Origin of the sequence: Actinoplanes palleronii, assembly GCF_016862315.1 — a bacterium.
In the GTDB taxonomy this organism is placed as follows: domain Bacteria; phylum Actinomycetota; class Actinomycetes; order Mycobacteriales; family Micromonosporaceae; genus Actinoplanes; species Actinoplanes palleronii.
This window is the reverse complement of sequence record NZ_BOMS01000069.1, coordinates 1-26,461: the sequence shown is the minus strand read 5'-3', so window position 1 is coordinate 26,461 and position 26,461 is coordinate 1. Positions and strand designations below refer to the sequence as shown.

22 protein-coding genes are annotated in these 26,461 nt (G+C 73.1%); 9 read left to right on the top strand and 13 right to left on the bottom strand.

Annotated elements, in window-relative coordinates:
• Positions 1–26 precede the first annotated feature (26 nt).
• Positions 27–2,099 (bottom strand): sigma-70 family RNA polymerase sigma factor, encoded by a 2,073-nt coding sequence (locus tag Apa02nite_RS23400; RefSeq protein WP_203826894.1) that lies wholly within the window; start codon positions 2,097–2,099, stop codon positions 27–29.
• A 223-nt stretch (positions 2,100–2,322) separates the two neighbouring features.
• Here Apa02nite_RS23400 and Apa02nite_RS23395 point away from each other — a divergent pair, with 223 nt between their 5' ends.
• Positions 2,323–3,723 carry a pectinesterase family protein gene (locus Apa02nite_RS23395; RefSeq protein ID WP_203826893.1) on the top strand — a complete coding sequence of 467 codons (1,401 nt, stop codon included), beginning with the start codon at positions 2,323–2,325 and terminating at the stop codon, positions 3,721–3,723.
• An 18-nt stretch (positions 3,724–3,741) separates the two neighbouring features.
• On the opposite strand, the gene Apa02nite_RS23390 is transcribed toward Apa02nite_RS23395, so the two are convergent.
• Positions 3,742–5,040: an alpha-hydroxy-acid oxidizing protein gene (locus tag Apa02nite_RS23390; RefSeq protein ID WP_203826905.1), complete on the bottom strand. Its 1,299-nt coding sequence runs from the start codon at positions 5,038–5,040 to the stop codon at positions 3,742–3,744.
• A 74-nt stretch (positions 5,041–5,114) separates the two neighbouring features.
• Between Apa02nite_RS23390 and Apa02nite_RS23385 the strand changes: the two genes are divergently transcribed.
• The 4 genes from Apa02nite_RS23385 (at position 5,115) to Apa02nite_RS23370 (ending at position 11,129) form a co-directional block, all read left to right on the top strand.
• Positions 5,115–6,479, top strand: coding sequence for a DNA polymerase IV (locus Apa02nite_RS23385; protein WP_239164508.1), 1,365 nt, complete (start codon positions 5,115–5,117; stop codon positions 6,477–6,479).
• A 175-nt stretch (positions 6,480–6,654) separates the two neighbouring features.
• Positions 6,655–8,427 (top strand): aa3-type cytochrome oxidase subunit I, encoded by a 1,773-nt coding sequence (gene ctaD, locus Apa02nite_RS23380; RefSeq protein ID WP_203826891.1) that lies wholly within the window; start codon positions 6,655–6,657, stop codon positions 8,425–8,427.
• A 283-nt stretch (positions 8,428–8,710) separates the two neighbouring features.
• Complete coding sequence (locus Apa02nite_RS23375; protein WP_203826890.1) at positions 8,711–10,279, top strand: ICP22 family protein; 1,569 nt, start codon at positions 8,711–8,713, stop codon at positions 10,277–10,279.
• 283 nt (positions 10,280–10,562) lie between these two features.
• Positions 10,563–11,129, top strand: coding sequence for a TetR/AcrR family transcriptional regulator (locus Apa02nite_RS23370; protein ID WP_203826889.1), 567 nt, complete (start codon positions 10,563–10,565; stop codon positions 11,127–11,129).
• Between the two features lie 97 nt (positions 11,130–11,226).
• Here the strand turns inward: Apa02nite_RS23370 and Apa02nite_RS23365 are convergent, their stop codons facing one another.
• Positions 11,227–11,547, bottom strand: coding sequence for a hypothetical protein (locus Apa02nite_RS23365; RefSeq protein ID WP_203826888.1), 321 nt, complete (start codon positions 11,545–11,547; stop codon positions 11,227–11,229).
• On the opposite strand from Apa02nite_RS23365, the gene Apa02nite_RS23360 reads away from it, so the two are divergent.
• Positions 11,546–12,007 carry a hypothetical protein gene (locus Apa02nite_RS23360; protein WP_203826887.1) on the top strand — a complete coding sequence of 154 codons (462 nt, stop codon included), beginning with the start codon at positions 11,546–11,548 and terminating at the stop codon, positions 12,005–12,007. The genes Apa02nite_RS23365 and Apa02nite_RS23360 overlap by 2 nt on opposite strands.
• Positions 12,008–12,288: 281 nt before the next feature.
• On the opposite strand, the gene Apa02nite_RS23355 is transcribed toward Apa02nite_RS23360, so the two are convergent.
• The 9 genes from Apa02nite_RS23355 to Apa02nite_RS23315 form a co-directional block, all read right to left on the bottom strand.
• Entirely contained in the window at positions 12,289–13,257 is a 969-nt protein-coding gene (locus Apa02nite_RS23355; RefSeq protein WP_203826886.1) for a GtrA domain-containing protein, read from the bottom strand.
• A 273-nt stretch (positions 13,258–13,530) separates the two neighbouring features.
• The gene (locus tag Apa02nite_RS23350) at positions 13,531–14,148 is read right to left on the bottom strand and encodes a TetR/AcrR family transcriptional regulator (protein WP_203826885.1); all 618 of its coding nucleotides are present in this window, start codon (positions 14,146–14,148) and stop codon (positions 13,531–13,533) included.
• A gap of 156 nt (positions 14,149–14,304) precedes the next feature.
• On the bottom strand, positions 14,305–15,189 hold the full coding sequence (locus Apa02nite_RS23345; RefSeq protein ID WP_203826884.1) for an NAD-dependent epimerase/dehydratase family protein: 885 nt from the start codon (positions 15,187–15,189) through the stop codon (positions 14,305–14,307).
• The gene (locus tag Apa02nite_RS23340) at positions 15,186–16,277 is read right to left on the bottom strand and encodes a cytochrome P450 (protein ID WP_239164507.1); all 1,092 of its coding nucleotides are present in this window, start codon (positions 16,275–16,277) and stop codon (positions 15,186–15,188) included. The genes Apa02nite_RS23345 and Apa02nite_RS23340 overlap by 4 nt, the downstream gene beginning before the upstream one ends.
• Positions 16,274–17,026, bottom strand: coding sequence for a glycosyltransferase family 2 protein (locus tag Apa02nite_RS23335; RefSeq protein WP_203826883.1), 753 nt, complete (start codon positions 17,024–17,026; stop codon positions 16,274–16,276). The genes Apa02nite_RS23340 and Apa02nite_RS23335 overlap by 4 nt, the downstream gene beginning before the upstream one ends.
• Complete coding sequence (locus Apa02nite_RS23330) at positions 17,023–18,474, bottom strand: class I adenylate-forming enzyme family protein (RefSeq protein WP_203826882.1); 1,452 nt, start codon at positions 18,472–18,474, stop codon at positions 17,023–17,025. The genes Apa02nite_RS23335 and Apa02nite_RS23330 overlap by 4 nt, the downstream gene beginning before the upstream one ends.
• A 78-nt stretch (positions 18,475–18,552) precedes the next feature.
• A complete protein-coding gene (locus tag Apa02nite_RS23325) occupies positions 18,553–19,296 on the bottom strand; it encodes a glycosyltransferase family 2 protein (RefSeq protein ID WP_203826881.1) in 744 nt (247 codons plus the stop codon).
• On the bottom strand, positions 19,293–20,288 hold the full coding sequence (locus Apa02nite_RS23320; RefSeq protein WP_203826880.1) for a 3-oxoacyl-ACP synthase III family protein: 996 nt from the start codon (positions 20,286–20,288) through the stop codon (positions 19,293–19,295). Before Apa02nite_RS23320 ends, Apa02nite_RS23325 begins: the two co-directional genes overlap by 4 nt.
• Before the next feature lie 16 nt (positions 20,289–20,304).
• The gene (locus Apa02nite_RS23315; RefSeq protein ID WP_275412510.1) at positions 20,305–21,705 is read right to left on the bottom strand and encodes a serine/threonine-protein kinase; all 1,401 of its coding nucleotides are present in this window, start codon (positions 21,703–21,705) and stop codon (positions 20,305–20,307) included.
• A 430-nt stretch (positions 21,706–22,135) separates the two neighbouring features.
• On the opposite strand from Apa02nite_RS23315, the gene Apa02nite_RS23310 reads away from it, so the two are divergent.
• The 3 genes from Apa02nite_RS23310 to Apa02nite_RS23300 all read left to right on the top strand — a co-directional run bounded on the left by Apa02nite_RS23310 (position 22,136) and on the right by Apa02nite_RS23300 (position 25,281).
• Positions 22,136–23,245, top strand: a complete 1,110-nt coding sequence (locus Apa02nite_RS23310; protein WP_203826878.1) for a hypothetical protein — start codon at positions 22,136–22,138, stop codon at positions 23,243–23,245.
• Between the two features lies 1 nt (position 23,246).
• Entirely contained in the window at positions 23,247–23,867 is a 621-nt protein-coding gene (locus tag Apa02nite_RS23305; protein ID WP_239164506.1) for a class F sortase, read from the top strand.
• A gap of 124 nt (positions 23,868–23,991) precedes the next feature.
• Entirely contained in the window at positions 23,992–25,281 is a 1,290-nt protein-coding gene (locus tag Apa02nite_RS23300; protein WP_203826877.1) for a vWA domain-containing protein, read from the top strand.
• A gap of 528 nt (positions 25,282–25,809) precedes the next feature.
• Here Apa02nite_RS23300 and Apa02nite_RS23295 read toward each other — a convergent pair.
• The gene (locus tag Apa02nite_RS23295) at positions 25,810–26,277 is read right to left on the bottom strand and encodes a hypothetical protein (RefSeq protein ID WP_203826876.1); all 468 of its coding nucleotides are present in this window, start codon (positions 26,275–26,277) and stop codon (positions 25,810–25,812) included.
• Positions 26,278–26,461: the final 184 nt, after the last annotated feature.

The following is a 26,461-nucleotide window of genomic DNA, read 5'->3' as shown; positions in this document are numbered from 1 at the left end:
CCGTGAGGCGGCGGGCGGCCGATGGGTCAGCCGCCCTGCATTGACGCGCCGGCCCCGTTCGTGGTGGCCAGGAAGGTGGTCGGCGGCAGTCCGCCGCCCGTCGTACGAGAGCCCTCAGCGGTCGTGGGATCGGTCGACCGGAAGCTGATCGCCTTCTCCTGCCAGGAGTTGTTCGCCGCCTTGGCGGTGGCCGACAGGCCCTGCTCACCCTGGGTGTTGCCGACCGCGACGTCGGAGCGCAGGGTGGCCGGCGCCGTGGTGATCGCGAAGCCCAGGCCGGTGTTGCGGAACGCGGTGTCGTTGCTGAGCACGAGCGCCGCGGTGTTGCCCTCGTCGACGAAACCGTGCCCGGTGTTGTTCCACGCCGCGTTGTGCCGGACGGTGTGCGCGGCGCCGGTCGACGGGGTGCCGCCGCCGACCGCGAAACCGTTCCCGCCGTTGCGGAACGACCAGTTGTACTCCACGCTGACCGGCCCGGCGAAGCCACCGAGGTTGATCCCGTCGCCGTCGTTGTGGTACGCCCGGTTGCCGCGCAGCAGGTTGCCGCCGCCGTCGCCGAACTGCACGGCCAGCCCGGACCCGCGGTTGTCGGCGAAGTCGCTGTCCAGGACCTGGTTCTTCGCGGTGCCGGCGTCGCGGAGCATCAGGCCGGCGCTGCCGTTGCCGTGCACCGAGAGCCGCCGGAAGACCGAGTTCGTGCAGGACCGGCAGACATATGCCTGACCGGGCGCCCCGGTGATCTCCAAGCCCTCCACGCGCCACCAGGACGCCTGCTGGGTGATCGCCCACTGGTCGGCCGGGATACCGGACATGTCCAGCACCGGCCGCTCGCCGGCGTAGGCGACCAGGGAGACGGGCTTGGCAGCGGTCCCGCTCGTGGTAATCGAAATCGGACTGGTGGGGCGGTAGGTGCCGCCGCGCATCGTGATCGTCCACCCCGGCTTGACGGCCGCGACGGCCTTGCTGAGGGAGCCGTAGGGGCGCTGCAGGCTGCCATCGCCGTCATCCGAGCCGCCCGGGGCGACGTAGATCTTCGTGGCAGCGATCCGCGCCGGGGCGGAAGGCGTCGAAGAAGGCGGGGACAGCGACGGTGAGGCCGGGGCCGGGACCGCAGCCGAGGGAGCGATCGCGACCGGCGGCGGAGCGGGGGAGTTGTGCACCGCGTAGGCGAACCCGCCGGCCACCGCCACGGTCGTCGCCGTCGCCGCGACCAGGGCCTTGTTCTGCAGCAGCGCCACCAGCGTGGTCCCGTGCCCGGCCGCCGCGACCACCGCCGGCGCGGCCGACCCGCCGTGGATCGCCGCCTGCAGCGCCGCGGTCAGGGCCAGGGGCACCGGCAGCGCGACCAGCCCGAGCAGCAGCTGCTCCGGCGGGACGAGGCCGCCCTGCCGCACCCGGCAGCGCGGGCAGTCCCGGACGTGCCGGGCCAGCCGTTTGCGCCAGACCGAGTCGGTGGCGCCGTCCCAGAACCGGATCAGGTGCGCCAGGTCCGGGCAGGGCGGCTTGGCACGCAGCGCCCGGACCACCCCGCGGGCCAGGTCGAGGCGTTCCTTCATCCGCTGCACCCGGACCGCGGCGTGCTTCGGCGTGACGCCCAGCGTGGCGGCCAGGTCGGCGCGGGTCAGGTCGCCGGACGACTCCTGCCACCAGAGCGCGAGCAACTCCCGGTCGATGTCCTCCAGCCAGCGGCCGGCCTCGGCCAGCTCCCGGCGCTGCTCGGTGACGACCAGCTCGGCGGTGGTCCGCTCGGCGAAGTCACCGGCCGGGTCGGCCACGTCGACCGGTTCCGGGTGGCGGCGCAGCAGGGTCATCTTGCGGGACCGCAGGTGCATCTGGACCTGGCGGTACGCGATCGCGACAAGCCATGAACGGAATCGGTCAGGCTGGCGCAGGGAGCTGAGGCCGTGGATGGCCCGCAGCATGGTGTCCTGGACGATGTCGTCGACGTCCGGGTGGCCGTTCAGGGCGCGCCCGACGACGTTGTAGACGAGCGAGAGGTGCCCGGTGATCAGGCGGTCCAGGGCATCGAGGTTACCTGACTGTGCGTCACGTACCAGGCCGGTGACGTCCCACCCGACCGCCGTCCGAGTCTCGCTCACCGTCCGCTCACTCCTGACCGTCGCCGTCCCGGTTTCACGCCTGCCAGCTGCAGCGCGCCGTATCGTGGCACGCGCCTCGGAGACCCGTCAAAAAAAGTTTTCGAGATTTCCGTTGTCGTGGGAACGCTCGCGCATCTACTGATTCGCCGTCCACCCCTAGGTCGGTGATGACACAGCGTGATGACATTCCCCGGTCGTCGCGCGCTTGCGAGAGGACCCTGTCTTGTCGGTTTCACCTCGCCGGATCGCCGTGGCGGCGCTGCTCGCCGCGGTGCCGGCGGCCGCCATCGGGTACGCCGTGCTCCCCTCCGACGCGGCCACCGTGCCGGCCGCCGGAACGACGTACCAGCTCGCGGTCACCAAGAGCGGGCTGTGCCTGGACGCCTCCGGTGTGCTGCTGCAGCAGAACACCTGCACGGCCAGCGACGCGTACACGCTGGTCTCCGCGGGTTCGGCGGTCTACCAGCTGAAGAACACCGCGAGCGGGCTCTGCGTTGACGTGCCGAACGGCTCGACCACCTCGGGCAAGCCGCTGCAGGAGACCACCTGCGACGCCAAGGCGAGCCACGACCTGTGGAAGCTGGCCGCGAGCGGTGCGGGCACCTACCAGGTGATCAACGTCAACAGCGGGCTCTGCGTCACGGACCAGGCCGCGTCGACCGCGACCGGTGCGTCGATCATCCAGGAGACGTGCAGCGCGAACACCAACAAACAAGTCGCATTCGTTGTAAAAAACGCGAGCTACACCGTGGCCGCGGACGGGACCGGGAAGTACAAGACCGTCCAGGCCGCGATCGACGCGGTGGCCACCGGCAACAAGTCCCGGGTGACGATCACCATCAAGCCCGGCACCTACCGGGAGATCGTCACCGTCCCGGCCACCAAGCCGTTCGTCACCCTGCAGGGCGGCGGTGACTCCGCCGACGACGTGGTGATCGTCAACAACCGCGGCGCGGCCACCTACGGCACGTTCTACACCCCGACCGTGTACGTCTACGGCGCCGACTTCACGGCCGCCAACCTGACCGTCTCGAACGACTTCGACGAGACCGGCCTGACCACCGGCACCCAGGCGGTCGCGCTGCGGGTCGACGGGGTGCGCGCGCAGTTCAACGCGGTCCGGCTGCTCGGCGACCAGGACACCCTGCTCGTCAACGACGGCGCCCGGGCGTATTTCGCGGGCGCCTACATCGAGGGCACCGTGGACTTCATCTTCGGCGGCGGTACCGCGGTCTTCAACGCCTGCAAGATCTACGAGAAGCGCACCGCCGGCGGCCCGATCACCGCGGCGAGCACGCCGGCCGCGCAGACCTACGGCTTCCTCTTCTACAAGTCCACGGTCACCGGCAAGACGAACAGCACCACCCAGCTGGGCCGGCCGTGGCGGGCCGACGGCCAGGTGGTGTTCCGCGAGACCAGCCTGAGCGCGACCCTCGCGACCGCGCAGCCGTGGATCGACATGTCCGGCAACACCTGGCAGAAGGCCCGGTTCTTCGAATACGCCAACACCGGCGCGGGCGCGACCACCAACGGCAACCGCCCGCAGCTCAGCGCGGCGCAGGCGGCGTCCTACACCCCGCAGAAGTACCTGGCCGGCACGGACGGCTGGAACCCGGTCGGTTAGGCCCGCTGCGTGGGGAGTTCAGGCGCGCTCCGCACCCGAACTCCCCACGCTGAGCGGCTGCTCGCGCAGCAGGTCCGAGGTGATCTCCGCGATGCTCCGGACGCCGGTCAGGGCCATGGTCAGGTCCAGTTCGGCGACCACGTTGCGGATCACCTCGGCCACGCCGTGCGCGCCGGCCAGGGCGAAGCCGTACAGGTGCGGCCGGCCCAGCAGGACCGCGTCGGCGCCGAGCGCGAGTGCCGTGAAGACATCCGCGCCGGTCCGGATCCCGCTGTCGAAGATCAGCGTCGGCTCCGGCCCGAGCGCGGCCCGGATCTCCACCAGGGCGTCCAGCGACGCCACCGCGTTGTCCACCTGCCGCCCGCCGTGATTCGACACCACCACGGCGTCCACGCCGATCTCGAAGGCTCGCCGGGCGTCTTTTTCGGTCAAAATCCCTTTGAGTACGACGGGGAGCCGCGTCCGCTGCTTCAACGTGGCCAGGTGTTCCCAGCTCAGCCCGGGGTTGGAGTAGATGTCCAGGAACGTCTCGACACTGGCCCGGGGGGTCGGCGACCGCAGGTTGGCCCAGAACGACCCGGGGTGGTTGCGGGACATCGCCAGCAGCGCCCGGATCGCACCGAGCGTCACCGCCGGCCGGTCCCGGGGCAGCCCGGTGCGCTCCGCCACGATCTGCTGGAAGACCGGGTCGGAGGTGTACTGGGCGATCCCCAGCCCGGTGGCGAACGGCAGCGAGCCCAGGTTCAGGTCCTGCGGCCGCCAGCCCAGCACCGTGGTGTCCAGGGTGACCACCAGCGCGCCGGCCCCGATCCGCTCGGCCCGCGCGATCAGGCTGTCCACCAGCCGTTCGTCGGAGCTCCAGTAGAGCTGGAACCACCGCGGCGTGTCGCCCATCGCCGCCGCGGCCTCCTCCATCGGGTTGCACCCCTGATTGGAGAAGACGTACGGCGTGCCGGTCGCGGCCGCACCCCGGGCGATCGCCAGGTCGCTGTCCTTGCCCATCAGCGCGCCCGCGCCGACCGGGGCGAGCAGCAACGGACTGGGCAGCCGGGTGCCGAGCAGGTCGACGCGGAGATCCCGGCCGACGGTGCCGGCGGCCATCCGCGGCTCGATCGCCCACCGGTCGAAGGCCGCCCGGTTGCGCCGCATGGTGCGTCCCTCACCCGCCCCGCCGGCGACGTACGCCCAGGCCTTCGCGCTGCTCACCCGCCGCGCGCGGCGTTCCAGCTCGGCGAAGTCGGCAGGCACCACGGGGCGGCGGCCCAGCGTGCCCGCCCGGTAGATGGTCGACTGGCGGGCCAATCCGGCGTCCGGCATCTCCACGCTCCCTGATTCTGTCGTACCCCGTGCGTAGGCTGCGGGTCGTGAGGGCGGCTCCGAGCATTCTGCATGTGGATCTGGATGCGATGTTCGCCGCAGTCGAGCAGCGCGACAAGGTCTCCCTGCGCGGCCGGCCGGTGGTGGTCGGCGGCGTGGCCGGTCGCGGCGTGGTGTCGACCGCGTCGTATGAGGCCCGCGTCTTCGGCGTGCACTCGGCGATGCCGATGGCCCAGGCGCGCCGGCTCTCCCCGTTCAACACGGCGTTCCTGTCACCGCGCTTCGCGGCGTACAAACGCACCAGCGAGGCGGTGATGCAGCTGCTGGCCGGGGTGTCCCCGCTGATCGAGCAGGTCAGCATCGACGAGGCCTACATCGACCTCGCCGTCACCGGCGCCGATCTCAGCACCCGCGGCGTCACCGAGCTGGCCCACCGGCTGAAGGCCGAGATCGCCGTCGCCACCGGCGGGGTCACCGGCTCGATCGGCGCAGCCTCCTCCAAGCTGCTCGCCAAGATCGGCTCAGATCTGAACAAGCCCGACGGCCTGACCGTGATCCCGGCCGGCCAGGAGCTCGCGGTGCTGCACCCGCTGCCGGTGAAACGGCTCGGCGGGGTCGGCCCGGCCACCGAGCAGCGGCTGCACCGCTCCGGCGTGCGCACCGTCGGCGACCTGGCCGCGGTCTCGCTCGAGCTGCTCGTCGACTGGTTCGGCACCGCGCACGGCACCGGGCTGTTCCGGCTGGCCCGGGCGCAGGACGACCGTCCGGTGGTGAACGACCGGGAGACCAAGTCGGTCTCCGCCGAGGAGACGTTCGACGTCGACCTGACCGACCCGGTGCGGCTCAGCCGTGAGCTCGACCTGCTCTCCGCGCGGGTGGCCGGCCGGCTGCGGGCGAACGGGATGACCGGCCGCACCGTCAACATCAAGGTCCGGCACCACGACTTCACCACGCTGACCCGCGCGGTGACCCGTGACCAGCCGACCGACGACGGGCGGCTGGTCGGTCAGCTGGCCCGGCGGCTGCTCGCCGAGATCGACGTCTCCGGCGGGATCCGGCTGCTCGGGGTGGGTGTGTCGACGCTCGCCGACTTCGCCCAGGACGACCTGTTCGCCGGCACGTTCCCGGAGTTCTCGATCACGGCGGCCGAGGACGACGACGATTCCGGGCCGGGTGAGGCCGGTGTCGCCGCTCCGCGGCCGCCGGTTGCCGAGGTGGTCGCGGCCGGCGAGCCGGAGGAGCCGGCGCCGGTCGTGTGGCGGCCCGGCCAGGACGTGGAGCACGACGTGTACGGCGCGGGCTGGGTGTGCGGCAGCGGGCTGGGCCGGGTGACGGTGCGTTTCGAAGGGCCGCGCACCCCGCGCGGGCCGTCGCACACGTTCGCGGTCACCGACCCGGCTCTGCGCGCGGCGGAGCCTCCGGAGTGGAGGGACTCGTGACGGGGCTCCCCCTGCGTACCAAAAATGGGTCTTGATGTGGAAAGGGAGAAAGATGCCGGATGTGCGGATGACGCGACGCAGCGGGGTTGATTGAGAACGCCGCGTGTGGCGCGGCTTGGCAAGGCGTGACGGGGGGAGTACGAACGGATCGAGAGCGCCCTCGCAGGAGGTCCGAATGACGACCGTCACTCCGCGTCCCGTGCAGTCCCGGTCCTGGCCGGTCCGGCGCCAGATTCGCGGGTCGTGGCTGACGCGCACCATCCGGATCACCGACGCCAAGCAGATCGGCGTCATGTACATGGTGACCGCCTTCGGGTTCTTCCTGGTCGGCGGCGTGATGGCGCTGATGATGCGCGCCGAGCTGGCCCGGCCGGGCATGCAGTTCCTCTCCCCGGAGCAGTACAACCAGCTGTTCACCATGCACGGCACGATCATGCTGCTGCTGTTCGCCACCCCGATCCTGTTCGCGTTCGCGAACTTCGTGGTGCCGATCCAGATCGGCGCGCCGGACGTGGCGTTCCCCCGGCTGAACGCGATGGCCTACTGGCTCTACCTGTTCGGCGGGTCGATCGCGCTCGCCGGTTTCGCGCTGCCCGGCGGTGCGGCCGACTTCGGCTGGACCGCCTACCTGCCGCTCAGCGGCGGCGTGAACTCGCCCGGCACCGGCGGCAACATGTGGGTGGTCGGCCTGGCCCTCTCCGGCGTGGGCACCATCCTCGGCGGGGTCAACATGATCACCACGATCCTGTGCCTGCGCGCGCCCGGCATGACCATGTTCCGGATGCCGATCCTGACCTGGAACATCCTGCTCACCAGCCTGCTGGTGATCCTGGTCTTCCCGTTCCTGGCGGCCGCCCTGTTCGCGCTGGCCGCCGACCGGATCCTGAACGCCCAGGTGTTCAACGTGGACACCGGTGGCCCGATGCTCTGGCAGCATTTGTTCTGGTTCTTCGGCCACCCCGAGGTGTATGTGGTGGCGCTGCCGTTCTTCGGGATCATCACCGAGGTCGTCCCGGTGTTCAGCCGCAAGCCGGTGTTCGGCTACAAGCCGCTCGTCGCGGCCACGCTGCTGATCTCCGGGCTGTCGATGAGCGTCTGGGCGCACCACATGTTCGCCACCGGTCAGGTGCTGCTGCCGTTCTTCAGCCTGCTCAGCTACCTGATCGCGGTGCCCACCGGGATGAAGTTCTTCGTCTGGATCGGCACCATGTGGCGCGGCCAGCTCAGCTTCGAGACGCCGATGCTGTTCGCCATCGGGTTTCTGGTGACGTTCCTGCTCGGCGGGCTGACCGGGGTGCTGCTGGCGTCGCCGCCTGTCGACTTCCACGTGCACGACAGCTATTTCGTGGTGGCGCACTTCCACTACGTGCTGTTCGGGACGATCGTGTTCGCGGTGTTCTCCGGGATCTACTTCTGGTTCCCGAAGATGTTCGGCCGGATGCTCGACGACCGGCTCGGCAAGGTGCATTTCTGGCTGACCTTCATCGGCTTCCACCTGACCTTCCTGGTGCAGCACTGGCTGGGCAACCAGGGCATGGCCCGGCGGTACGCGGATTACCTGCCCGGCGACGGTTTCACCACGCTGAACACCGTCTCGACGATCGGCTCGTTCATCCTCGGGGCGGCGACACTGCCGTTCCTGTACAACGTGTGGAAGTCGTATCGGTCCGGCGAGCCGGTGACGGTCGACGACCCGTGGGGGCACGGCAATTCGCTGGAGTGGGCGACATCCTGCCCGCCTCCGCTGCGGAACTTCGACAGGATGCCGCGGATCCGGTCCGAGCGGCCGGCTTTCGACCTGCACTTCCCGGAGCTGGCGGCGGGGTCGCAGAGCGTGGCCGGGCCACCGGAGGGCGGCGCGCGCCCGCTGACCTCCGAGTCGGACGGGGGAGCGAGCTATGCGGCCGAGGAGTCCGGCGACGGGCGGCCCGGCGGCGGCGCGGTCTGACGGTGTCGCGCGGGTCTCGCGGCGTCGCGGTGTGGCGGTGTCACGCGGTCTCGCGGCGTCGCGGTCTAGCGGCGTCCGCGGTCCGGCCGCCGCGCGGTCCGGCGGTGTCGCGCGGTCCGGCCGCGGCGCGGTCCGGCAGCGAAGCGACTTATCCGGAAAATGGGAAATAGCGGTATTTGCCGGTATGCCCGAATCGTGAGTCAACGTCCGGGTGGCCGTAGCCGGATTTGAGGGTGTTCCGATGAAACGTCGGATACTTCCTCCTATATCCGGAAGGCTGCCCATGCCGTTCGCTCGCCACCCTGTTCCCCGGCCACGCCGTCACCGCGGCGCCGGTCCCGCCGCTGCCGCCGCTGTCGCCGTCGCGACGCTGGCCATGCCGGTGGCACCCGCCGGCGCGGCCGCACCAGGGTCGCTCGCCTCGGTCAGCGCGGCCGTGCCGGCGGCGTTCGCCCGGCCTGGCGGTGCGGCCTGCACGCTCGGGCGTTTCACCGCCAGCGCCCAGGCCGACGTCGCCCGGATCGCGGTGCTCGACCCCGGACCGCTCGCCCCGGGTCTGCCCGCTCTCGCTGACGTCCGGCTCGCCCCCGCCTACGGCAGGGTCGACACCGGCAACCGGGCCGGTAAGAGCGCCGCCCGCGCGAGCTACGCCGACGCCAAGCTGCTCGGTATGAAGCTGCCCGGCTTGCCGCTGGACAACGCGGTCGCCGACCATCAGGCGCCCGGCCGCAGGCCCGGCCCGGTGAGCGTCGAGCTGGCAGCCCTGAACACCGGTGGCCTGGCCGCCGCGCAGGCCGGCAAGGCCACCGCGGAGGCGACCTGGGACGACAGGTACCACTGCGGCCGGGTCGGCCCGCTCACCCGGGCGAGCACGATGCTCGAGGGCCTGAGCCTGCTGAGCTCCTCGAAGTCCGTGCTGTCCGGCCGCGGGTCGTCGTCCTACGGCGGCGGGCCGGCTTCTGGCGGCGGCAAGACCACCCTGCTCAAGGTCGGTCCGACCGGGTCGGCGCAGAGCGCCACCGACCTGGTCACACTCGGCCGCGGCCGGATCGGCGTGCGGTCCGGGGCCGGCGTCGCCCTCGGCGATCTGACCCTGTTCGGCGGAACCCCGCAGGAGATCACCGTCAAGGTGATCAACCAGCCGACGCTGGAGGTGGTGGCCGGCGGGGACCGGGCGCACTCCGCGATGACCTACCGGCCCGCCACGCTCGCGGTGACCTCGGCGGGCAAGCCGTTGACCGGCCTGGACAGCGAGCACAGCAGTGTCTCCGTCAAACTGCTGGGCCCGCTCACCGCGGAACGCCCGGCGTCGCTGCTGTCCGTGCGCCTGTCCCTCGGTGAACCGACCGAGGAGATCACCGCGGATGCGGCGAAGGCCGAGGCGGCGGCGCTGCGGGTGGAGGTCAAGCTCGGGCCCACGCACCTGCTGGACGTCGCGCTCGGCTACCTCTCGGTGGCCGCGACCGCCCCGTGCTCGGTGACCTCACCCTCCGACGGCTACCAGCGCACCCCGGACCAGCCCTCGGACGCGGAATCACCCGCCGACGACGAGCCTGCCACCGACGAGCCTGCCACCGACGAGCCGGACACCGACCAGCCGGGCACTGACCAGCCGCCCACCGACGAGCCGGGCTCGGATCAGCCGGTGGACGCGGCCGACACCCCCGCCCCGCCGAGCACGAACGGCACGTCCGGTCCGCTGGCCGCGCCCGGTCACCCCGGCTCCGATACGCCGTCAGCCGGCGGCCTGGCCCTGACCGGCGCGAACGTAGCGGCGGTGGGAATCGGCGGCGTGACGATGATCGCGGTCGGCCTGGTAGCGATGGTCCTGACCCGCCGCCGACGCAGCTGATCCCACGCTCGTCCTCACGAAGCCGGTGGGCCTGCCCACCGGCTTCCCCCGAACCAGCGGTCTCTCCGGTCGCCGTTCGCCTGCGGCAGTCGGCCCTCTCGGCCGCGGTTTCTCCGGACCGTTGTTCTCTCCCGGTGGTCGGCCTCTCCACGCGGCGGCTTTTCCCGTACGGGTGGAGCACACCGCCCCGGCGGCCGCCCCGCCGGGCCGGAGGGCCGGAGGGCCGGACAGGAGTGACTGTGGGCCCGGTGGCCGACTTGGCGAACGGCCATAAGATGATCGCGTGCCACCGCAAAACCTCCCGCCCCGGGACGCGATCCGCCATGCGGCCGGAGAGCTGTTCGTCCGGGACGGATACGGCGCCACCACGGTGCGGGCCATCGCGGCGGCTGCCGGCTGCGATCCGGCGCTGGTGATCCGGCATTTCGGGTCCAAGGAAGGTCTCTTCCTCGCCACCGTCTCGATCTCCGGCGACCTGAGCGCCATCCTGGCCGGCCCGCTCGTCTCGATCGGCCGCGAGCTGGTCCGCTACGTCCTGGACGCCGCGGAGAGCCCGGTAGCAGGCGTGTACCGCGCGCTGCTCAGCGCCTCGGACCGCCCGGAGATCAAGGAACGCCTGCGCGCGTCGATGTACGACGTCTTCGTCGGCCCGCTGGCCGAGCGGGTCGGCGGCACCTACCCGGAGTTGCGGGCGCGCCTGGCCGCCGCCCAGTTCGCCGGCCTGATCAACGCCTTCTGGCTGGTCGGAGACCAGGTGCTCGCGTGCGCCGACCGCGAAGCCGTGATAGCCCTCTACGGCGACGCCATCCAGCGCCTCCTGACCTGCGAGGACCCCACCCCCACCTGCTGACCCCTCACGCCCCGACCCTGCGTCGCGTCCCTCGTGCCGCGCTGCCCCACGCCTTCTGTTCCGGCAGCGCGCCGGACTCCATCAACCACACCTCGTGCTAGTTGTCGCCGTGCCCGCCCGCGTTCAACGCTTCGGCTTCGGCCTCCGACGACACCATCACCGAGTTCCATCCGGGACGAAATCGCGAACTACCGCCACCCCGGAGACCGCTGTCGAGTCGGAGGTGTCGATCGGCGGGTGGCTGGTCGAGAGCCTGGTGCTCGACGGCCAGCGCCAGAACGACGTGCGCGGTCTCCGCGCCGTACCGGGCGACGAGGAAGGCCTTCACGTCAACGCTGGGCGGGGCGAACTCGGGCAGGTCATGGAGGAGCGTCGCACACGCCGGCTCGGCGCTCGCGTGACTAGCATGGCGGGACATGACGGGTCCGTTGCCTCAGTGGGAGGCCGATACGTGCGCGGTGTGCCCGGCCCAGACGCTCGGTCCGGGCAGGTTCGACGTGCTGCAGAAGCCTGGCCCGCAGTACCCGTACCGGCCTGACCTCGGATGGCGAGCCGGATCGGACGGCACCCCGGCGTGCGTGCATCCGTACCGGGTCGGGATGCCCGTCGGCTCCTATGCCTCGGCCGGGACCCCGCTGCCGGATCTCACCGGCCCGGTGCCCGCACCGACCCCGGAAGCCCTTGAACTGCCGGACCAGTTGGACGACCTGGAAGGCTGGCTCGTCGCCACGCTGCGCACCGTGCCGGCCGAAAGGATGTTCGGCGCGGTCGCCCGCGCCGAACGTCAAGCCGTCGAACGGTTCCCAGCCCGCGATGTTGTCGCCGCGATGCGGCGGGTCATGTCGCGGGAACTGACCCGCGCCGCCGCGGTCGGCTGACCGCCGCATGATCGGCCTACCCTCTGCTGAAGCCTGCCGGTCCTCTGTTGTCGCGGCGAGCGAGCGCGTCCAGCCCGGCGCCCGGGCCAGGCTCGGCCGTCTTGTTCTCGGCGCCCCGCGCCGCGACTCCCCGCGCCCAGCTGTCGCTCTCGCGATGTGGCGAGTTCGGGTCGAAATGTGGGCGCACATCATCATGATCGCGCGAGGCGGCCGGGAAGGCAGAGGTGGCTCGGGGGAGGCTGTTCGCGCACTCGGGGAGGTCGCGTCATCGCCCAGGCGGGTCAGCTGCGGGCGGTCAGGTGCTGGCGGCGGTTGCGGTGCCAGGCGCGGATGCGGCCCGGCGGGCGCTGGTTCAGGACGCCGTTGCCGGCGTGGCCGAGGCAGAGGCGGGCGGTCGGGATCGGCGCCATCGTGCCGAGGCAGGCCAGCGCGGCGAGCGGCAGACCGCCGGTGATGCCACGGCCCGCGGAGTGATCAGAGGCCGATGTGGTGGCGGACAGGCCGGGTGTGACCGTCTCCGCGGTGAGCACGTCGGGACCGGCTGCGGGCGGGCCCGCCGCGAGCGGAGCGGCGTTGGTGCGGAACCGGCCGGGGCCGCGGCGCAGGGTGTTCCGCCGCGCGCGGCGATCCGTGACCGTGCCGGAAGCGGCGGCAAGGCCGGAAGTGGCGGCGAGACCGGAAGCGGCGGCGAGACCGGAAGTGGCAAGAATGCCGGGAGTTCCCGGCCGCAGCCTGGTGCCGGCTCCGGCCGTACCGCTGCGGGGTTTGCCGGTTTTGATGGTGACCGGATCCCCGGGTGCGTCGGAGGTGTGCCGGCGGGCGGCGAAGACCCAGGTGCGCAGGACGAGGTAGCGGACGCCACCGACCAGGCTGCCGGTGAGCGCCAGGATCATCGACTCGGTCAGCGCGGACGGGTTCGGGCCGGCGATCGAGGCGAAGTACGGCGCGACCTCGAGGTTCGCCAGGTAGACGACGACCGAGGTGAGCCCGGCCTCGACGTGCAGGCGGCCGATCGCGTTGGTGGTCACGTTGAAGGTGATCCGGCGGTGCGCCTCGGTGTTGACCGGGGTGACCACGAGCAGGGCCAGCCAGCTCGCCCAGGTCGCGGCGACGACGTCGCGCACCGAGATGTACACGATCGTCTGGAGGACCGTGCTCAGCGCGCCGACCAGCACGAACCAGAACAACTGGCGGGGCATGGTGGCGTTCCACGAGGTGGAGCGGCCGGGCCGTACTGAGGCACTTGACATGACTGAACGCTTTCGGACAGCGATGGTTACCGCAGTAGTGTCAACACCGTTGACGGCCGGTGTCAACGGCGTTGACACCGTGATGCGGGTTACCCTGTGCCATCGCGTGGTGGCGGTGTGAGGTGCCTTCTGTCCGGTTTCGTGGACGGATTCAGGGTAGAAGATGCCGTTTTGCCACGGCGGACCTACGGGCGCGACGCGCGGGGCGAGTCGAGGATCTGCAACCTTGCCGTTACCGCGCGGGGGTTCTCGGCACCCCCGCGCGGCCACCGGTCAGGACTGCGGGAGCCGCGGGATGTGCCCGGTCATGGCGAGCTCGACCAGCTGGTCGATGGTGTGGCGGTGCAGGGCCGCCGGCCGCCCGCTGAGCCGGTACGCCACCAGCCCGTTCCACAGGTCGAGCACCGCGTCGATGTCCACGTCGGCGGGCAGGTCCCCGCGGGCGATGCCGCGTTGCAGGACCCGGCGCCCGATGTCCCGGCGCGGGGTGACCACCTGGTCGCGCAGACGGTTCAGCGTGCCGGGGTCGTCGTGGGTGGCGGCGACCAGCAGCGTCAGGGTTCGGCCGTGTCCGGCGGTGAGGTATTCGACGATCAGGCCGAAGAGAGTGGCCAGCTCGGCGCGGGTGTCACCGGTGTCGGGCACCGGCAGCACCGCGGAACGTTCCACGATCAGGTCGCTGATCAGCGCGGGCTTGTGCGGCCAGAAGCGGTAAACGGTCTTCTTCGAGACGCCGGCCCGGTTGGCCACCTCGTCGATCGTCACGCCGAGATACCCGGCGTCGTTGAGCAGGGACTCGGCGGCGGTGAGGATGCGCGTGCGGGCGTGCGGGTCGGGCGGGCGGCCACGGCGGCGGGCGATGGGGGCGCTCGCGGCGTTCGGGGAGATCATGAAGTTCCTCAGGGTGGAAGGGCCGGAGAACATCATGCCGATGTGGTTGCCGGTGTCAAAAACGGAACTGGATGTTTCCGTGTGTTGTCTCAAGCCTTGGAAACTCCCGAAGGTTTTCGAAACACGTGGTTTCCGAAAGCAGCGTCCGATGTGGACTTAAAACGCCGCGAGGAAGTCGGTGAACGAACGCGGGGGACTCCACCCCTGACCCCGCGCCCGGGAGATGTCGAGGACGACGGGCACGGTCAGCTGCTCCAGTCCGTACCGGGAAAGGGTTTGCGGACGACGAGTGAGTCGCGCGACGGCCGTGCCTGCCGTGACGGCCGCGTGCGCCAGCGGCATCGGCAGGTGCCGGACCGGCACGCCGCAGACCGCCGCGGCCGTGGCATCCCGGCTGTAGGGCGTGGCGTCGGCGATGTTGTAGGCGCCCGGCGGCCAGCCCGGCGCGGCGAGGCAGGCGTCGGCGAGGTTCTCCACCGCGGTCAGGCTGAGCTGGATGTCCGGGCCGGGCAGCAGGACCCGGCCGCCGCGCACGGCCCGGCGCAGGCGCGGGAGCAGGTGCGGATCACCCGGCCCGTAGACGGCCCTCGGTCGCAGGATCACGGCTCCGGCGGCCAGGGCGAGCCGTTCGCCGGCGGCTTTGGTCTTCCCGTACGCGGTGAGCCCACCGACCGGCTGCTCCTCCCGGATCGGCCCCGGCCCGGGGGCGTAGACGCTGGCGCTGCTCACCCAGACGAGCGGCCGCCCGCCGGTGGACTCCAGCAGGCGCGCGGTGCCGTCCACATTGACCGCCCGGAACGTGCCCGCGGCGGCGCGCCCGGGCAGCGGGTCACCCACCGCGGCCGCCAGGTGCAGCACCACGTCGGCGCCGGTGAGGTCGGGTGCACCACGCGTGGCGTCCCAGAACCGATGCTCGCCGAGCGGGCCGGGCCGCCGGCCGACGCAGATGACGTCGGCGCCGGCCGCGGCGGCCGAGCGGGCCACGGCCCCGCCGCAGAATCCGCTCGCGCCGGTCACCGCGATCCGCAATCTCCTGGTCATGGCGTCGCGGCCACGATCAGCCGGGACCAGCCGGGCAGGGCGCTGCGCCGGTCGACCCGGGCGCCGACCACCCGGGGCCGGTGCGGGGCCAGCGCCCGCAGGGTGTCGGTGAGCTGGAGCCGGGCCAGCCGGGCGCCCGGGCAGGCGTGTGCGCCGAGGCCGAAGACCAGCTGGGCCACCGATGCCGGTGCGGGGTCGGCCGGGCAGGGGCCGGTGCGGTGCGCGTCGGCGGCGTGCCGGGCGACCAGGACCAGGCGGTCGCCGGCGCGTACCGGGCAGCCGCCGGCCGTGCCGGGACCGGCCGCGACCCGGGGGAGCAGCGGGGTGGGCGCGGTGACACGCAGCAGTTCCGAGGTCAGGGCGTCCGGGTCGGAGTCCGCGTAGGACCACAGGTCGGCGTCGGCGCACCAGGCCACGGCCCGGGGCAGGGCGGCGACCGTGGTGTTGATCGCGGCGACGGCGAGCATCGCGGCGAGCGCCCGGTCCTCGGCGGGCACGTCCAGCAGGGCGGTCAGTGCGGCGGTGGCGGTTCGCGCGGCGGTTTGTCCGGCGCGGCGGCGGGGCCGGCCGGGCAGGTGCTCACGCGACGCCGCGGCCGCCGCCGTCCGGGCCGCTGTCGCCAGGGTGTGCGGGTCGGTGCCGAGGCCGAGCAGCGCGGCGGTGGTGGCGCCGGCCAGTTCGGCGGCCACGTCGACCAGGTCGATCGGTGCGCCTGCGGCGAGCGGGGCGAGGCGGTGGTCCAGGACCGCGGTCCACACCGGGCGCAGGCGGTGCACGCCTTCGGCGCCAAGAGCTTCCATGATGGTACGACGGGAGCCCCGATGCCCCGCGCCGTCCTGATTGAACAGCAGCTCACCGCCGGTCAGCTCGCCGGCCGCGCCCCCGGTCGTACCGGCCGCGGACCGGTCCAGCGGGATCCGGGTCAGCCCGTCGCGGAACGCGTCCCGGGAGTGGACCAGCACGGTGCCGCCGAGTCGTCGTACCGGCCGCCGGCGGGTCGCGGTGAGCAGCGCGAACAGCAGCGGATGGCTGAACAGGTACACCCGCCGGTCCCGTCGCCGGGCCCGGCGCATCAGTTCCGGTGTCATCGCACGTGCACCTCGGCCAGGGTGGCCGGCCGCCAGCGCCGGTCCCAGTACCAGAGCAGGGTGCGGCGGGCGCCCCACGCGCGCAGCCGCCGCAGGCTGGCCTCGACCACCAGGTCCTCGGCGCGGACGATCCGAGCGGTGTGGCGGCGGGCGCGGTTGAGCAGGGTGACGTCCTCCGAGCCGGCTTCGAGGGGTTCCCGGGCGGTGCCGCCGCAGCGCTGGTAGAGGTCCGCGGTCAGGGCCAGGTTGTGGCCGTGGACCAGGACGTACGGGGTGCGGAACTCGGGTGTGCGGTGCGCCTTGCGGTAGCGGCCGTAGAGCGCGGCCAGCCGGACGGCGGCGGGGAAGACGTGGCGCTCGGCGAGGGACGGGCGCTCGTCGCGGCGGGGCACGCTGCGGCCGCAGGCCAGGTCGGCGCCGGAGGTGAGGTAGCGGCGGGCGGTCGCCACCCAGTCGGTGCGGGGCAGGCAGTCGGCGTCGGTGCGGGCGAGGAGGGTGGCTCCGTTGCTGATGGCGTACCGGAAACCGGTGTCCGCGGCGGTCCCGGCGCCGCGCTCGGTCTCGGTGACCACCTCGATCGGGAACGGCGCGGCGAAGCCACGGACCACGGCCGCGGTGTCGTCGGTGGAGGCGTTGTCGACGATGACCAGGGTGAAGTCGGTGTCGGTCTGCGCGGCGAGCGCGGCGAGGGTGGTGCCGATCGAGGCGGCCTCGTTGTAGGCCGGCACGATCACCGCGAACGTCCTCATCGGCGTGCCTCGGAGCGGGCGAGCGCGGTGGCGGCCGCACGATCCGGCTTGCGGGAGCGGCCGGTCAGCGGGACCGGTGCGAAGAGCACCCGGTCCGGGCGGGCCGCGCCCATCCGGCGCAGTGGTTCGCGCAGGGCGGCCCGGACCCGTGCCCGGTCCGCGCCCGGCACCGTCTCGATGATCGCGACCACCTCTTCGTCGCCGTCGGCGGCCGGGACGCCGACCAGGACGGCCAGGGAGACGCCGGGAACGTGCAGGGACGGCTCGTAGAGGCCGGGATAGATGTTCTCGGCCCTCCGCAAGATCATGTCCTTGGCCCGGCCGGCGAGGGTGACGCGGCGGCCGTCGAGCCGGGCGATGTCGCCGGTGGCGACCCACTCGTGCGGTTCGGCGCCGAGATAGCGGTCGCACACCCCGGCGCCGGCCAGGAACAACTCACCCGTCGCACCAGCGGTCCCGGCGGCGAGGCGGGCCTGGACGCCGGGCAGGAGTTCGCCGACCAGGTCGCCGTCGCCGGTGTGCGCGGCCTTCGCGGTCGCCTCGACGGCAGCGGCCGGGAAGACCTCGGTCAGCGCGTAGACGCACCAGGCCTCGTCGGCACCGGCCGCCCTGACCCGGTCGAGCAGCGCGGCCGTCACCGGCGCGGATCCGCTGAAGACCCGGCCACGGAAGGGGACACCCGCGTCCAGCGCGGCCCGCAGCTGTGGCGGGGTCAGATAGGTGGCCTGCGGCCGCAACGCGGTCATCTGCCGGGCCAGGGCCCGCGGCCGCCGGGACGGCATGGCCACCGGTGCGCCCGAGGCCAGCGCCGGCACCAGCACGAAGAACATCCCGCCGAGGATCGGTGCACCCCGCACCGGGCGCACCAGCTCGGCGACGGACCGCAGCCCGGCGCCGAGCCCGGCCCGGGTGTGCACCACGGCGCGCGGGCTGGTCGTGGTGCCGGAGGTGAAGATGACCACCGCGTCGCCGTCGCCGTCGTGGACCGGTGGCGGCGCGCCACCCAGGGCGAGAGCGGGCGCCGATCCGGGCAGGCGCCGGCCGACGGTCACCGTCGGGGCGAGCCGGGACAGGTCGGGCAGGGCCAGACCGGCGCGCCGGGCCAGCGGCGCGGCCCAGCCGGCGACCGCTTGCGCGGCCGCGTCCGCGACGATCAGGGCCGGCTTCGCCAGGCCGAGCCGGGCCAGCAGGACGTCCGGGCCGGCGGAGGGGTCGAGGACGGCGATCCGCAGACCCATGCGGTACGCGGCGAGCAGCACGGCGAGGGCTCGCGCGCCCGGCCGGACGGCCACCCCGACGGTGTCGCCGGGGCGCAGGCCGCGGGCGTGCAGCGCGCCGGCGTACCCATCACGCAGTTCGGCCAGGTCTCCCCGGGTGACCGTGCGGCGGCCCAGCAACGCCGGGGTGTCATCGCCCGGGCGCAGCCCGGCGGTCAGCTCATCGAGCACAGCGACCTCCGGCCCGCGGGGGCGCCGATCGGACCGTCCCCGGCACGGCCACCTCGGGCGCGGCCGTCTCTGGTGCGGTCATCTCGGGTCCGGGGTGAGTGGGCCGCTGCCCTGGTCGAGGTACCACTTGGCGGTGCGCAGCACGCCGTAGGCGCGGAGTCGCCGCGTCGAGTTCTCCACGACCATCGTCCGGCTGTGTGTGATCGACGCGGTGGTGCGGCGGACCCGGTTGAGGAACGTCCGGTCGGTCGGCGAGGGGCGCCGGGGCATCCCGCCGCAGGCCTCGTAGAGCGCCGCGGTGATCGCCATGTTGTTCCCGGCGTGCATCCGGTACGGAGCCAGATAGCCGCTGCCCCGGTGCGCCGGGCGGACCCGTCCGAACGCGGCCGCGACCGTGACCAGCCCGGCGAAGACCGCTCGCCCGGCCGGCCCGTGCTCGTCGTGCCGGGCGGTGATCCGGCCGCAGACCATCCCGGCGCCGTCGTCGAACGCCGCGCGGGCCGCGGCCACCCAGCCCGGCCGGGGCAGGCAGTCGGCGTCGGTGCGGACGATCCGCCCGGCTCCGGCCGCGATGGCATGCCGGAAGCCGGTGTCGACCGCGCAACCCACGCCCTTCTCCGGTTCGGTGCGGACGTGCACCGGGAACGGCGCGCACCCGGCGAACGCGCGGACCGCGTCGGCGGTGGTGTCGGTCGAGCCGTTGTCGACCACGAGCAGGGTGAACGCGGTGTCGGTCTGCGCGGCCAGGGCATGGAGGGTGGCGCTGATCCGGGCCGCCTCGTTGTAGGCCGGAACCACCACCCACAGGTCGGTGCCGGTCACGAGTGTTCCCAGACCATCGTCATCAGGCTGACGCCGCCGCCCAGGCCGATGAACAGCACCCGGTCGCCGGGCTTCAGCTCCGGTGCGACCCGGGCCAGCTGGACGCCGAGGGCGGCGCTGGCGACGTTGCCGAGGTCGGTCACGGTGATCTCGAGCCGGTCCCGGGGCACCCCGGTCACCTCGATGAACCGGTCCAGGTAGGGGAGGGTCACCTGGTGCACCAAAATCTTGGCGTAGTCGGTGTGCTCCAGGCCGGTGCGGGCCCGGACCCGGTCCAGGATGCTGGCGCCGACCTTCTCGAAGACGCCGCGCAGCCGGTGCCCGTCGCCGGCGAAGTAGGAGTGCTCGTCGCCGCGCGGGTGCCGGGATCCGCCGCCCGGGATGCCGCCGACCGACCAGTGCTGGGACTGCGTCTCGGTGTCGATGTCCAGGATGCCGCCCCGGGCGACCGGTTCGACGACGACCGCGGCCCCGGCGTCGCCGAAGGTGAACCCGGCGAACGCGCGGCGGGCCTGCTCGATGCTGTCGACCCGGCTGCGCATCACCCGGGTCGGTGTCTCGCCGGTGACCACCAGGGCGCGCCGGGCGCGTCCGGCAATGATCATCGAGCGGGCCAGGTCGATGCCGTTGAGGAAGCTGTTGCAGGCGTTCGTGACGTCCAGGGCGTGCGCGCGGCTGCCGAGCTCGGTCTGCACGATGTGCGCGGTGGCGGGTTCGACCATGTCGCGGGAGGCCGAGGCGAACAGCAGCAGGTCGATGTCGAGCGGGTCGAGCTCGGCGTGGGCCAGGGCGGCGCGGGCGGCGTGCACGGCGAGCGTGGAGGCGTATTCGCCGGGCCCGGCGATGCGGCGGCGTTCGATGCCGGTGAGCCGGGCGAACAGCCCGCGGGGCAGGCGGATCCCGCCGGCCCGGGCCACCCCGTCCTGCACCTCGGCGGTGGTGACCTCGCGCTCCGGAAGGTGCGCGCCCACCCCGGTTATCCCGACATACATGGGTGCACATTCTGCCCTAGTCGAAGGTCGCCAGGATCACGGCGAGTTTTGGCAGGTCAGCGGCCCATTCCTGGCGATGGGTGCGCCATTCGAGCACGTACGTCCCGCCGTCGGTGGGGACCACCCGGCGCAGTCCGCGCATCGGGCCGGCGACCGGGTCGGTGAACGTGTACTCCCACACCGCGCCGGGTGATTCGGTGAGCGCCTCGATCCGGAGCCGCCGGTAGCCGGGCAGCCGTACCGAGCGTTCCTCGGCGACGAGTGCGGCGACCAGGTCGGCGGGTGGGTGCGGCCAGCGGTTGACCCGCAGGGTGGTTCCGCCGCCCGGTTCGCTTTCCGATCCGCTTTCCGATCCGTTCTTCGGTCCGCTCTTCGGTCCGCTTTCCGGCTCGCTGAACGTGATCGCGCCGGACGACCGGCTGGGCGTCCAGCCGGCCGGCACCGCCACCTCGAACCCGGCCGGGTCGTGCCACCCGGTGTAGCCGGCGGGCACGGTGGCCGGGCCGGTGCGTTCGCCGCCCTGTGCACTGCCGCCGACGACCAGGGTGGCGATCAGGGTGAGCGCGGCGGCCATGGCCGGCACCCGGCGCCGGATCCGGGACCGGGGCGGCTGGGCGACGCGGTGCAGCAGCTCGGCGGTGCCGGCCGGGTCGAGGCGGCCGGCCGGGTCGTACCGCAGCAGGCCGGCCAGCACCGGGGTGAGCGGGCCGGCCCGGCGGGGCGGGTCGGGCGGCCCGTCGGCCAGCGCGCGCAGGGTGGCGGCGGTGCTGCTGCGGGCGTAGGGCGGGCGGCCCTCGACGACGTGGTAGATCGTCGCGCCCAGCGACCACATGTCGGACCGGGCGGTGGACACCCGGTCGAAGAGGCGTTCCGGCGCGATGTATTTCGGGGAGCCGAGCACCACCCGGGCGCCGGATAGTGCCGCGACGCCGGCCTCGGTCACTGCCAGGCCGAAATCGATCAGCACGATCCGGCCGTCGTCGCCGATCAGCACGTTGCCGGGCTTCACGTCGAGGTGCACCAGGCCGGCCCGGCCGACGGCGGTCAGCGCGTCCAGCACGGCCAGCCCGATCTTCGCGGCCCGGGCCGGTGGCATCGGCCCGGTCTGCTCGATGACCTGCTGCAGCGAGCGGCCCTCGACGTACTCCATGATCAGCCAGGGGCCGTCCGGGTCGGGCAGCACGTCCAGGGTGCGGATCACGTGCGGGTGCCGGACCCGGGCCGCGGCCTGCGCCTCGCTGACCGCCCAGGTGCGCACCACGTGCTGCTGCTCGGGGGTGAGTCCGAACGGGACGGTGCACTGTTTGATCGCGACGTCGATGTGCCGGACCTCGTCATGGGCGAGCCAGACATGACTCATCCCCCCGGAGCCGAGTGGCCGGATGATCCGGTAGCGCCCGGCGATGACCGCTTCCACCGTGACCAAAGCCGCCCCCGCAGTTGTAGGCCAAGAGTAGTCAAGACGCTACTGCACGTATGCATCCGGGGACTGTCGGATTTCGGGCGGTGCGGCGAATTCCGATCGGCGTATCGTCGGTTCCGGCCTCCTAGGTGGACTTTCTTCGGTGGTGAGTCGGATGCGGCTGCTTGGGCCCCGGCGAGCGCTGCCCGCCCTGATCTGCCTCGGCGCGCTGCTCGCCGCCCCGGCGTCACCCGCGTCGGTCGGCGCGGCGCCACCAACGCCCCGTGTGCCGGCGGTTGCCGGGGTCGCGCCGCTCCGTGCGCCGGCGGTTGCCGGGGTTGCGCCGCTCCGTGCGCCAGCGGTTGCCGGGGCTGCGGCGGTTGGTGCGCCCTGGTCTGCCGGGGTCGCGGCGGTCCGTGCGCCGGCGAGTGCGGCCGACTCCGCGGTGCGCCTGCAGGCGCTGCTCGCTCAGCACTCCGTGCTCGCGGCCGACCTGATGCGCAGCCGGATCCGGGGTGACGCCGACTTCGTGCAGGCCGCGAACTCCGCGCTGGGCCGCAACACCGAGGCGATGACCGCGCTGATGCGCGAGCTGTTCGGTGCCGCCATGGTGCGCCGCTTCGGTCCGATGTGGTCGGAGCACGTGGTCGAGCTGGTGGCGTATGCGAGCGCGGTCGCCGCCCAGGACGAGCCGGCGCGCGACCACGCGCGGGAGGAGCTGTCCGAGTACGAGGAGGAGCTCAGCGGCTTCTTCGCCGGCGCGTCACACGGCCGGCTCACCACGGCCGCCGCGCACCACGCCCTCGACCGGCACGTGCGCCACCTGACCGGCCAGGCCGACGCGTACGCGGCCGGCGACTACGTCACCGCCGACCGGATGTCCCGCGAGGGCTACGAGCACATGTACGACGTGGGCCGCACCCTGGCCGACGCGCTGCTGGCGCCCCGCGACCGGGCTGCCCTGCGCGAGCCGGTCTGGCGGCTGCGCTCCCGGCTGGGCGAGCTGCTCGCCGAACACGTCGTGCTGGTCGAGGACGTCACCCGGGCCGCGGTCACCAACACCCCGGACTTCGCCGCCGCCGGCCAGATGATCAACGCGAACACCCGGGACCTGACCGCCGCGATGGACACCCTGTTCGGCGGGCCGGCCGCCCGGCGGTTCCAGCAGGTCTGGGGCTATCACGTCGAGCAGCTGGTCGGCTACGCGGCGGCGACCGCGGGCGGCGACCAGGCCGGCCGCGAGCAGGCGACGGGGCATCTGGGCGACTACGAGCAGCGGATGGGCGCGCTGCTCAGCGACATCACCGGGAAACGGATGACGGCGGCGGAGCTGTCCGCGGCGTTCCGGACGCACGACGAGATGCTGCTGCGGCATGCCGACGCGTACGCGGCCCGGGACTACGCGACGGCGCATCAGGTCGCGCTCGCGACGTACGAGCACGGCTTCGCCATGGCCCGGGACCTGGCGGACGCGTTCGGTGCCACGGTTGCGGCGCGGCTGCCGGTGGGCGGGGCGCAGACCGGGTACGGCGGGCTGGCCCGGCCGGGGGGTTGACGTGCGCGGGGTGCTCATGTCGTACGGGAAAGGGTTGCTCGTCGCTCTTGTCTCCGGCGCCGTGCTGGCGGGGGCGGAGCCGCCGCAGACGGCCGTGACGCGCGGCAGTCCGCTCCCGCCGGCGGGCGTCGCGGGCCCGATCGTGGCGCGCGGATTCCGGTCCGAGCAGACGTTCCCCGAGGTCGCCGAGCCGGTCCGGGTGCGGATCCCGGCGCTCGGGGTGAACAGCCGGCTGCAGCGGCTCGGCCGGGAGCGGGACGGGACGATCGCGGTGCCCGGGCGGGTCGACGTGGCCGGCTGGTACCACCTCGGCGCGCGGCCCGGGCAACCCGGCCCGGCCGTCATCCTCGGGCACGTCGACTCGACGACCGGACCGGGCGTCTTCGCCGGGCTCGCCGGGGTCCGGCCCGGCTCGCCGGTGCTCGTGGAACGCGCCGACGGGAGCGAGGTGACGTTCCGGATCACCGGGGTGTCGCGGGTGCCGAAGGCGCGCTTCCCGACCGGCCTGGTGTACGCGCCGACCCTCGAACCGACGCTGCGGCTGGTGACGTGCGGGGGCGGCTTCGACCGTGCCCGGGGAAGCTATCGGGACAATGTCATCGCGTTCGCCGACCTGGCGTGAGCGGGTCGCGGCGCTGGTGGCCGCGGTGCTCCTCGTGCCGCCGGTGCCCGGGGGGCTTCTCGTGCCGCCGGTGTCCGCAGTGCTTCTCGTGCCGCCGGTGCTCGGGGGGCTTCTCGTGCCGCCGGTGTCCGCAGTGCTTCTCGTGCCGCCGGTGCCCGGGGGTGAGGTGGCGCCGTTGCCGATCGACGCGGTGCTCGGCGGGGCGGGGGAGACCACGCTCGTGGTCGACGTGGGCGCGGCGGCGTCCGGTGCGCGAACTGTCACGGTGACCAGCGACGACGTGCCGCAGAAAGCGCGGCTGCTGCCGGTCGTCTCGCCGGAACTGACGGTGTCCATGGTGGTCGACGCGTCGGCGGAGGGCGCGGACGCGCTGCCGGGCTGGCTCAGCGCCGCCGCCAGGTTCAGCCTCGCCGCGCCGGCCCGGACCCGGAGCGTGGTGATCGCCGACCGCCGTCCGGCCGCGGTGATCGCCGGGCCGGTGCGCGGGCCGAGCGGGGTGGTCCGGGCACTGGGCACGGTTCGCGCCGCCGGCGAGCGGGACACCGAGGCGGCGCTGACGCTGGCCACGCGACAGTTCCCGGGTGCGACGGCGGGGCGGCGGGTGGTCCTGCTCTACACCACCGCCGCCGGGATCGCCGGGCTGAGCGCTCCGCGGCTGGCTGATCGGTTCCGGGCAGCCGGGATCCTGCTCGTCGTGGTCGGCACCACCGACCCGGACCGTTACTGGTCATCCGCCGCGGCCGCGACCGGCGGGTTCTTCGCGCCGGCCGAGGAGCCTGCGGTGGTGTCCGCTCTCGATCAGGTGGAGACGACGCTGAGCGGTCGCTGTCTGGTGCGGTTCGCCACACCGGCGCGGCTGCCCGCTCGGATCGTGGTCAGGGTGACGGCCGGGGGGTTGGTGCTGTCGGGCGAGACCACGCTCGGGCAACCCGTCCCGGAGGCGGGGGTGCGGCGGTATCGGCTGCTGGGCGGTGCCGTGGCGGTGCTGCTCGTCCTGCCGTTGATCTTGTTGGTGCTGCACCGCCGTCGTTCCCGGAGGCGGCCTGTCGCGCCGGACACTCCGTATGCGGTGCTGCTCGGCGGCCCCGCACTCCCGATCGTGCGGGCGCCGCTGGAGTCGGGGTCGCTGCCGGGATCGGTTCCCGACCCGGAGCCGGCGCGGCCTTCCGATCCGGACTCGGCGTCTATGTCTGGGATGGCGCGGTCTTCTGGTCCGGACTCGGTGTCTCTGCCTGGGGTGGCGCGGTCTTCTGGTCCGCCCTCGGCGTCTCCGCCTGGGCCGGAGGGGGCGGATTCCGAGGCCGGTGCGCGGTCTGCGGCAGCGGGGCGGTCGCCGGATCCGCGTGCGGCCGGGACGATGCGTCCCCTGGCGCACGGTCGCGCCGCGGTGCCGGACTCCACATCGGACGAGTGATCGCGTCCTCGGGCCGGCTTTCCGGCTTTTGCGGCATTCTACTTCCGACTGCGGCGCAGGTCCCGGCCCCGGCTGGGTCCTGGGGGTGTGTGCGGGGTGGTGAGGCACCCCTGGCGGCCAGCTCGTGGGAGGCGGCTGGGTCCCAGGGGTGTCTTGTGGGTTGGGAGACACCCCTGGGACCCAGCCGGGGAGGTGTTGCGGTGTAGGTACTGGTGTGGGCTGGGGTGTGGGGCCAGCTCGTGGCGGGCGGCTGGGTCCTGGGGGTGTCTTGTGGGTGGTGAGGCACCTCTGGGGGCCGGCTCGTGGGAGGCGGCTGGGTTTCCAGGGGTGTCTTGTGGGTGGGGAGACACCCCTGGGGGCCAGCCGGGAGCCTGTTGCGGGGTCGCGGTTTTGAGGGTCGCGGGCTGCGCTGCGCGCCCGGGGCTGTCGCACGTTTGAGGGTCGCGGGCTGCGCTGCGTGCCCGGGGCTGTCGCACGCCGGGCTGGGCTGCGCGGCCCGCGATGGGGCATGCCGGGTCGAGCTGCTGGTCAGGGGACGGGGACGAGGGTCCATTGGAGGCCGCCGTTGGCGTCGCGCCAGGTGCGGACTCCGGTTTCGGGGACGGCGGTGGGGTCGGGGCCGTAGCGGGCTATGCGGACGGCGTCGGCGGAACCGTCGGCGGAGAGCAACAAGTACTGCACGTGGTGGGTGGTGGGGTCGGTCAGGGCGGGGGTGAAGTCGCGGTCCGGGGTGATGACGAACTGCCGGGGGCGGTCGCTGGAGAGGACGACGCCGAACGCGTAGGCGGCGTCGGTGATCACGGCGCCGTCCGGGAGGTCGAGGGCGTCGAGGTCGGCGGCTACCCGGGCGTCGATCTGGGTCAGTTCGCGGCGGCGTTCCGAGCCGGAATCGGTCACCCATTCGGCCTCCTCGCGGGCCAGGGTCGACCGGCTGAGCACGGCGAGAGTGCCCGGGACCGCGGCGAACGCGGCAACGATCACGGCACCCGCGAGCACCCGTCGCACCACGCCGGAGCCAGACCCTGCAAAACCTCCGAAATCGGCACCGGTTCGGCCCGAAGACCCAACTTCCGGCAGCCTCGGGGAGACACCGCCAGGCACGCTCGGGGAAGCGCCGCCCGGCAGGCCCGAAGGCCCACCAGCAGGCACGCTCGGGGAGGGACCTCCAGGCAGGCCCGAA

What these genes read in the sequence shown, in the direction of transcription:
- Apa02nite_RS23350 (WP_203826885.1), bottom strand. Translation starts at nt 14,148, where the DNA reads ATGATCTCCCCGAACGCCGCGAGCGCCCCCATCGCCCGCCGCCGTGGC.
- Apa02nite_RS23365 (WP_203826888.1), bottom strand. Translation starts at nt 11,547, where the DNA reads ATGTCCCGCCATGCTAGTCACGCGAGCGCCGAGCCGGCGTGTGCGACG.
- Apa02nite_RS23375 (WP_203826890.1), top strand. Translation starts at nt 8,711, where the DNA reads ATGCCGTTCGCTCGCCACCCTGTTCCCCGGCCACGCCGTCACCGCGGC.
- Apa02nite_RS23355 (WP_203826886.1), bottom strand. Translation starts at nt 13,257, where the DNA reads ATGTCAAGTGCCTCAGTACGGCCCGGCCGCTCCACCTCGTGGAACGCC.
- Apa02nite_RS23320 (WP_203826880.1), bottom strand. Translation starts at nt 20,288, where the DNA reads ATGTATGTCGGGATAACCGGGGTGGGCGCGCACCTTCCGGAGCGCGAG.
- Apa02nite_RS23360 (WP_203826887.1), top strand. Translation starts at nt 11,546, where the DNA reads ATGACGGGTCCGTTGCCTCAGTGGGAGGCCGATACGTGCGCGGTGTGC.
- Apa02nite_RS23340 (WP_239164507.1), bottom strand. Translation starts at nt 16,277, where the DNA reads ATGACACCGGAACTGATGCGCCGGGCCCGGCGACGGGACCGGCGGGTG.
- Apa02nite_RS23335 (WP_203826883.1), bottom strand. Translation starts at nt 17,026, where the DNA reads ATGAGGACGTTCGCGGTGATCGTGCCGGCCTACAACGAGGCCGCCTCG.
- Apa02nite_RS23345 (WP_203826884.1), bottom strand. Translation starts at nt 15,189, where the DNA reads ATGACCAGGAGATTGCGGATCGCGGTGACCGGCGCGAGCGGATTCTGC.
- ctaD (WP_203826891.1), top strand. Translation starts at nt 6,655, where the DNA reads ATGACGACCGTCACTCCGCGTCCCGTGCAGTCCCGGTCCTGGCCGGTC.
- Apa02nite_RS23390 (WP_203826905.1), bottom strand. Translation starts at nt 5,040, where the DNA reads ATGCCGGACGCCGGATTGGCCCGCCAGTCGACCATCTACCGGGCGGGC.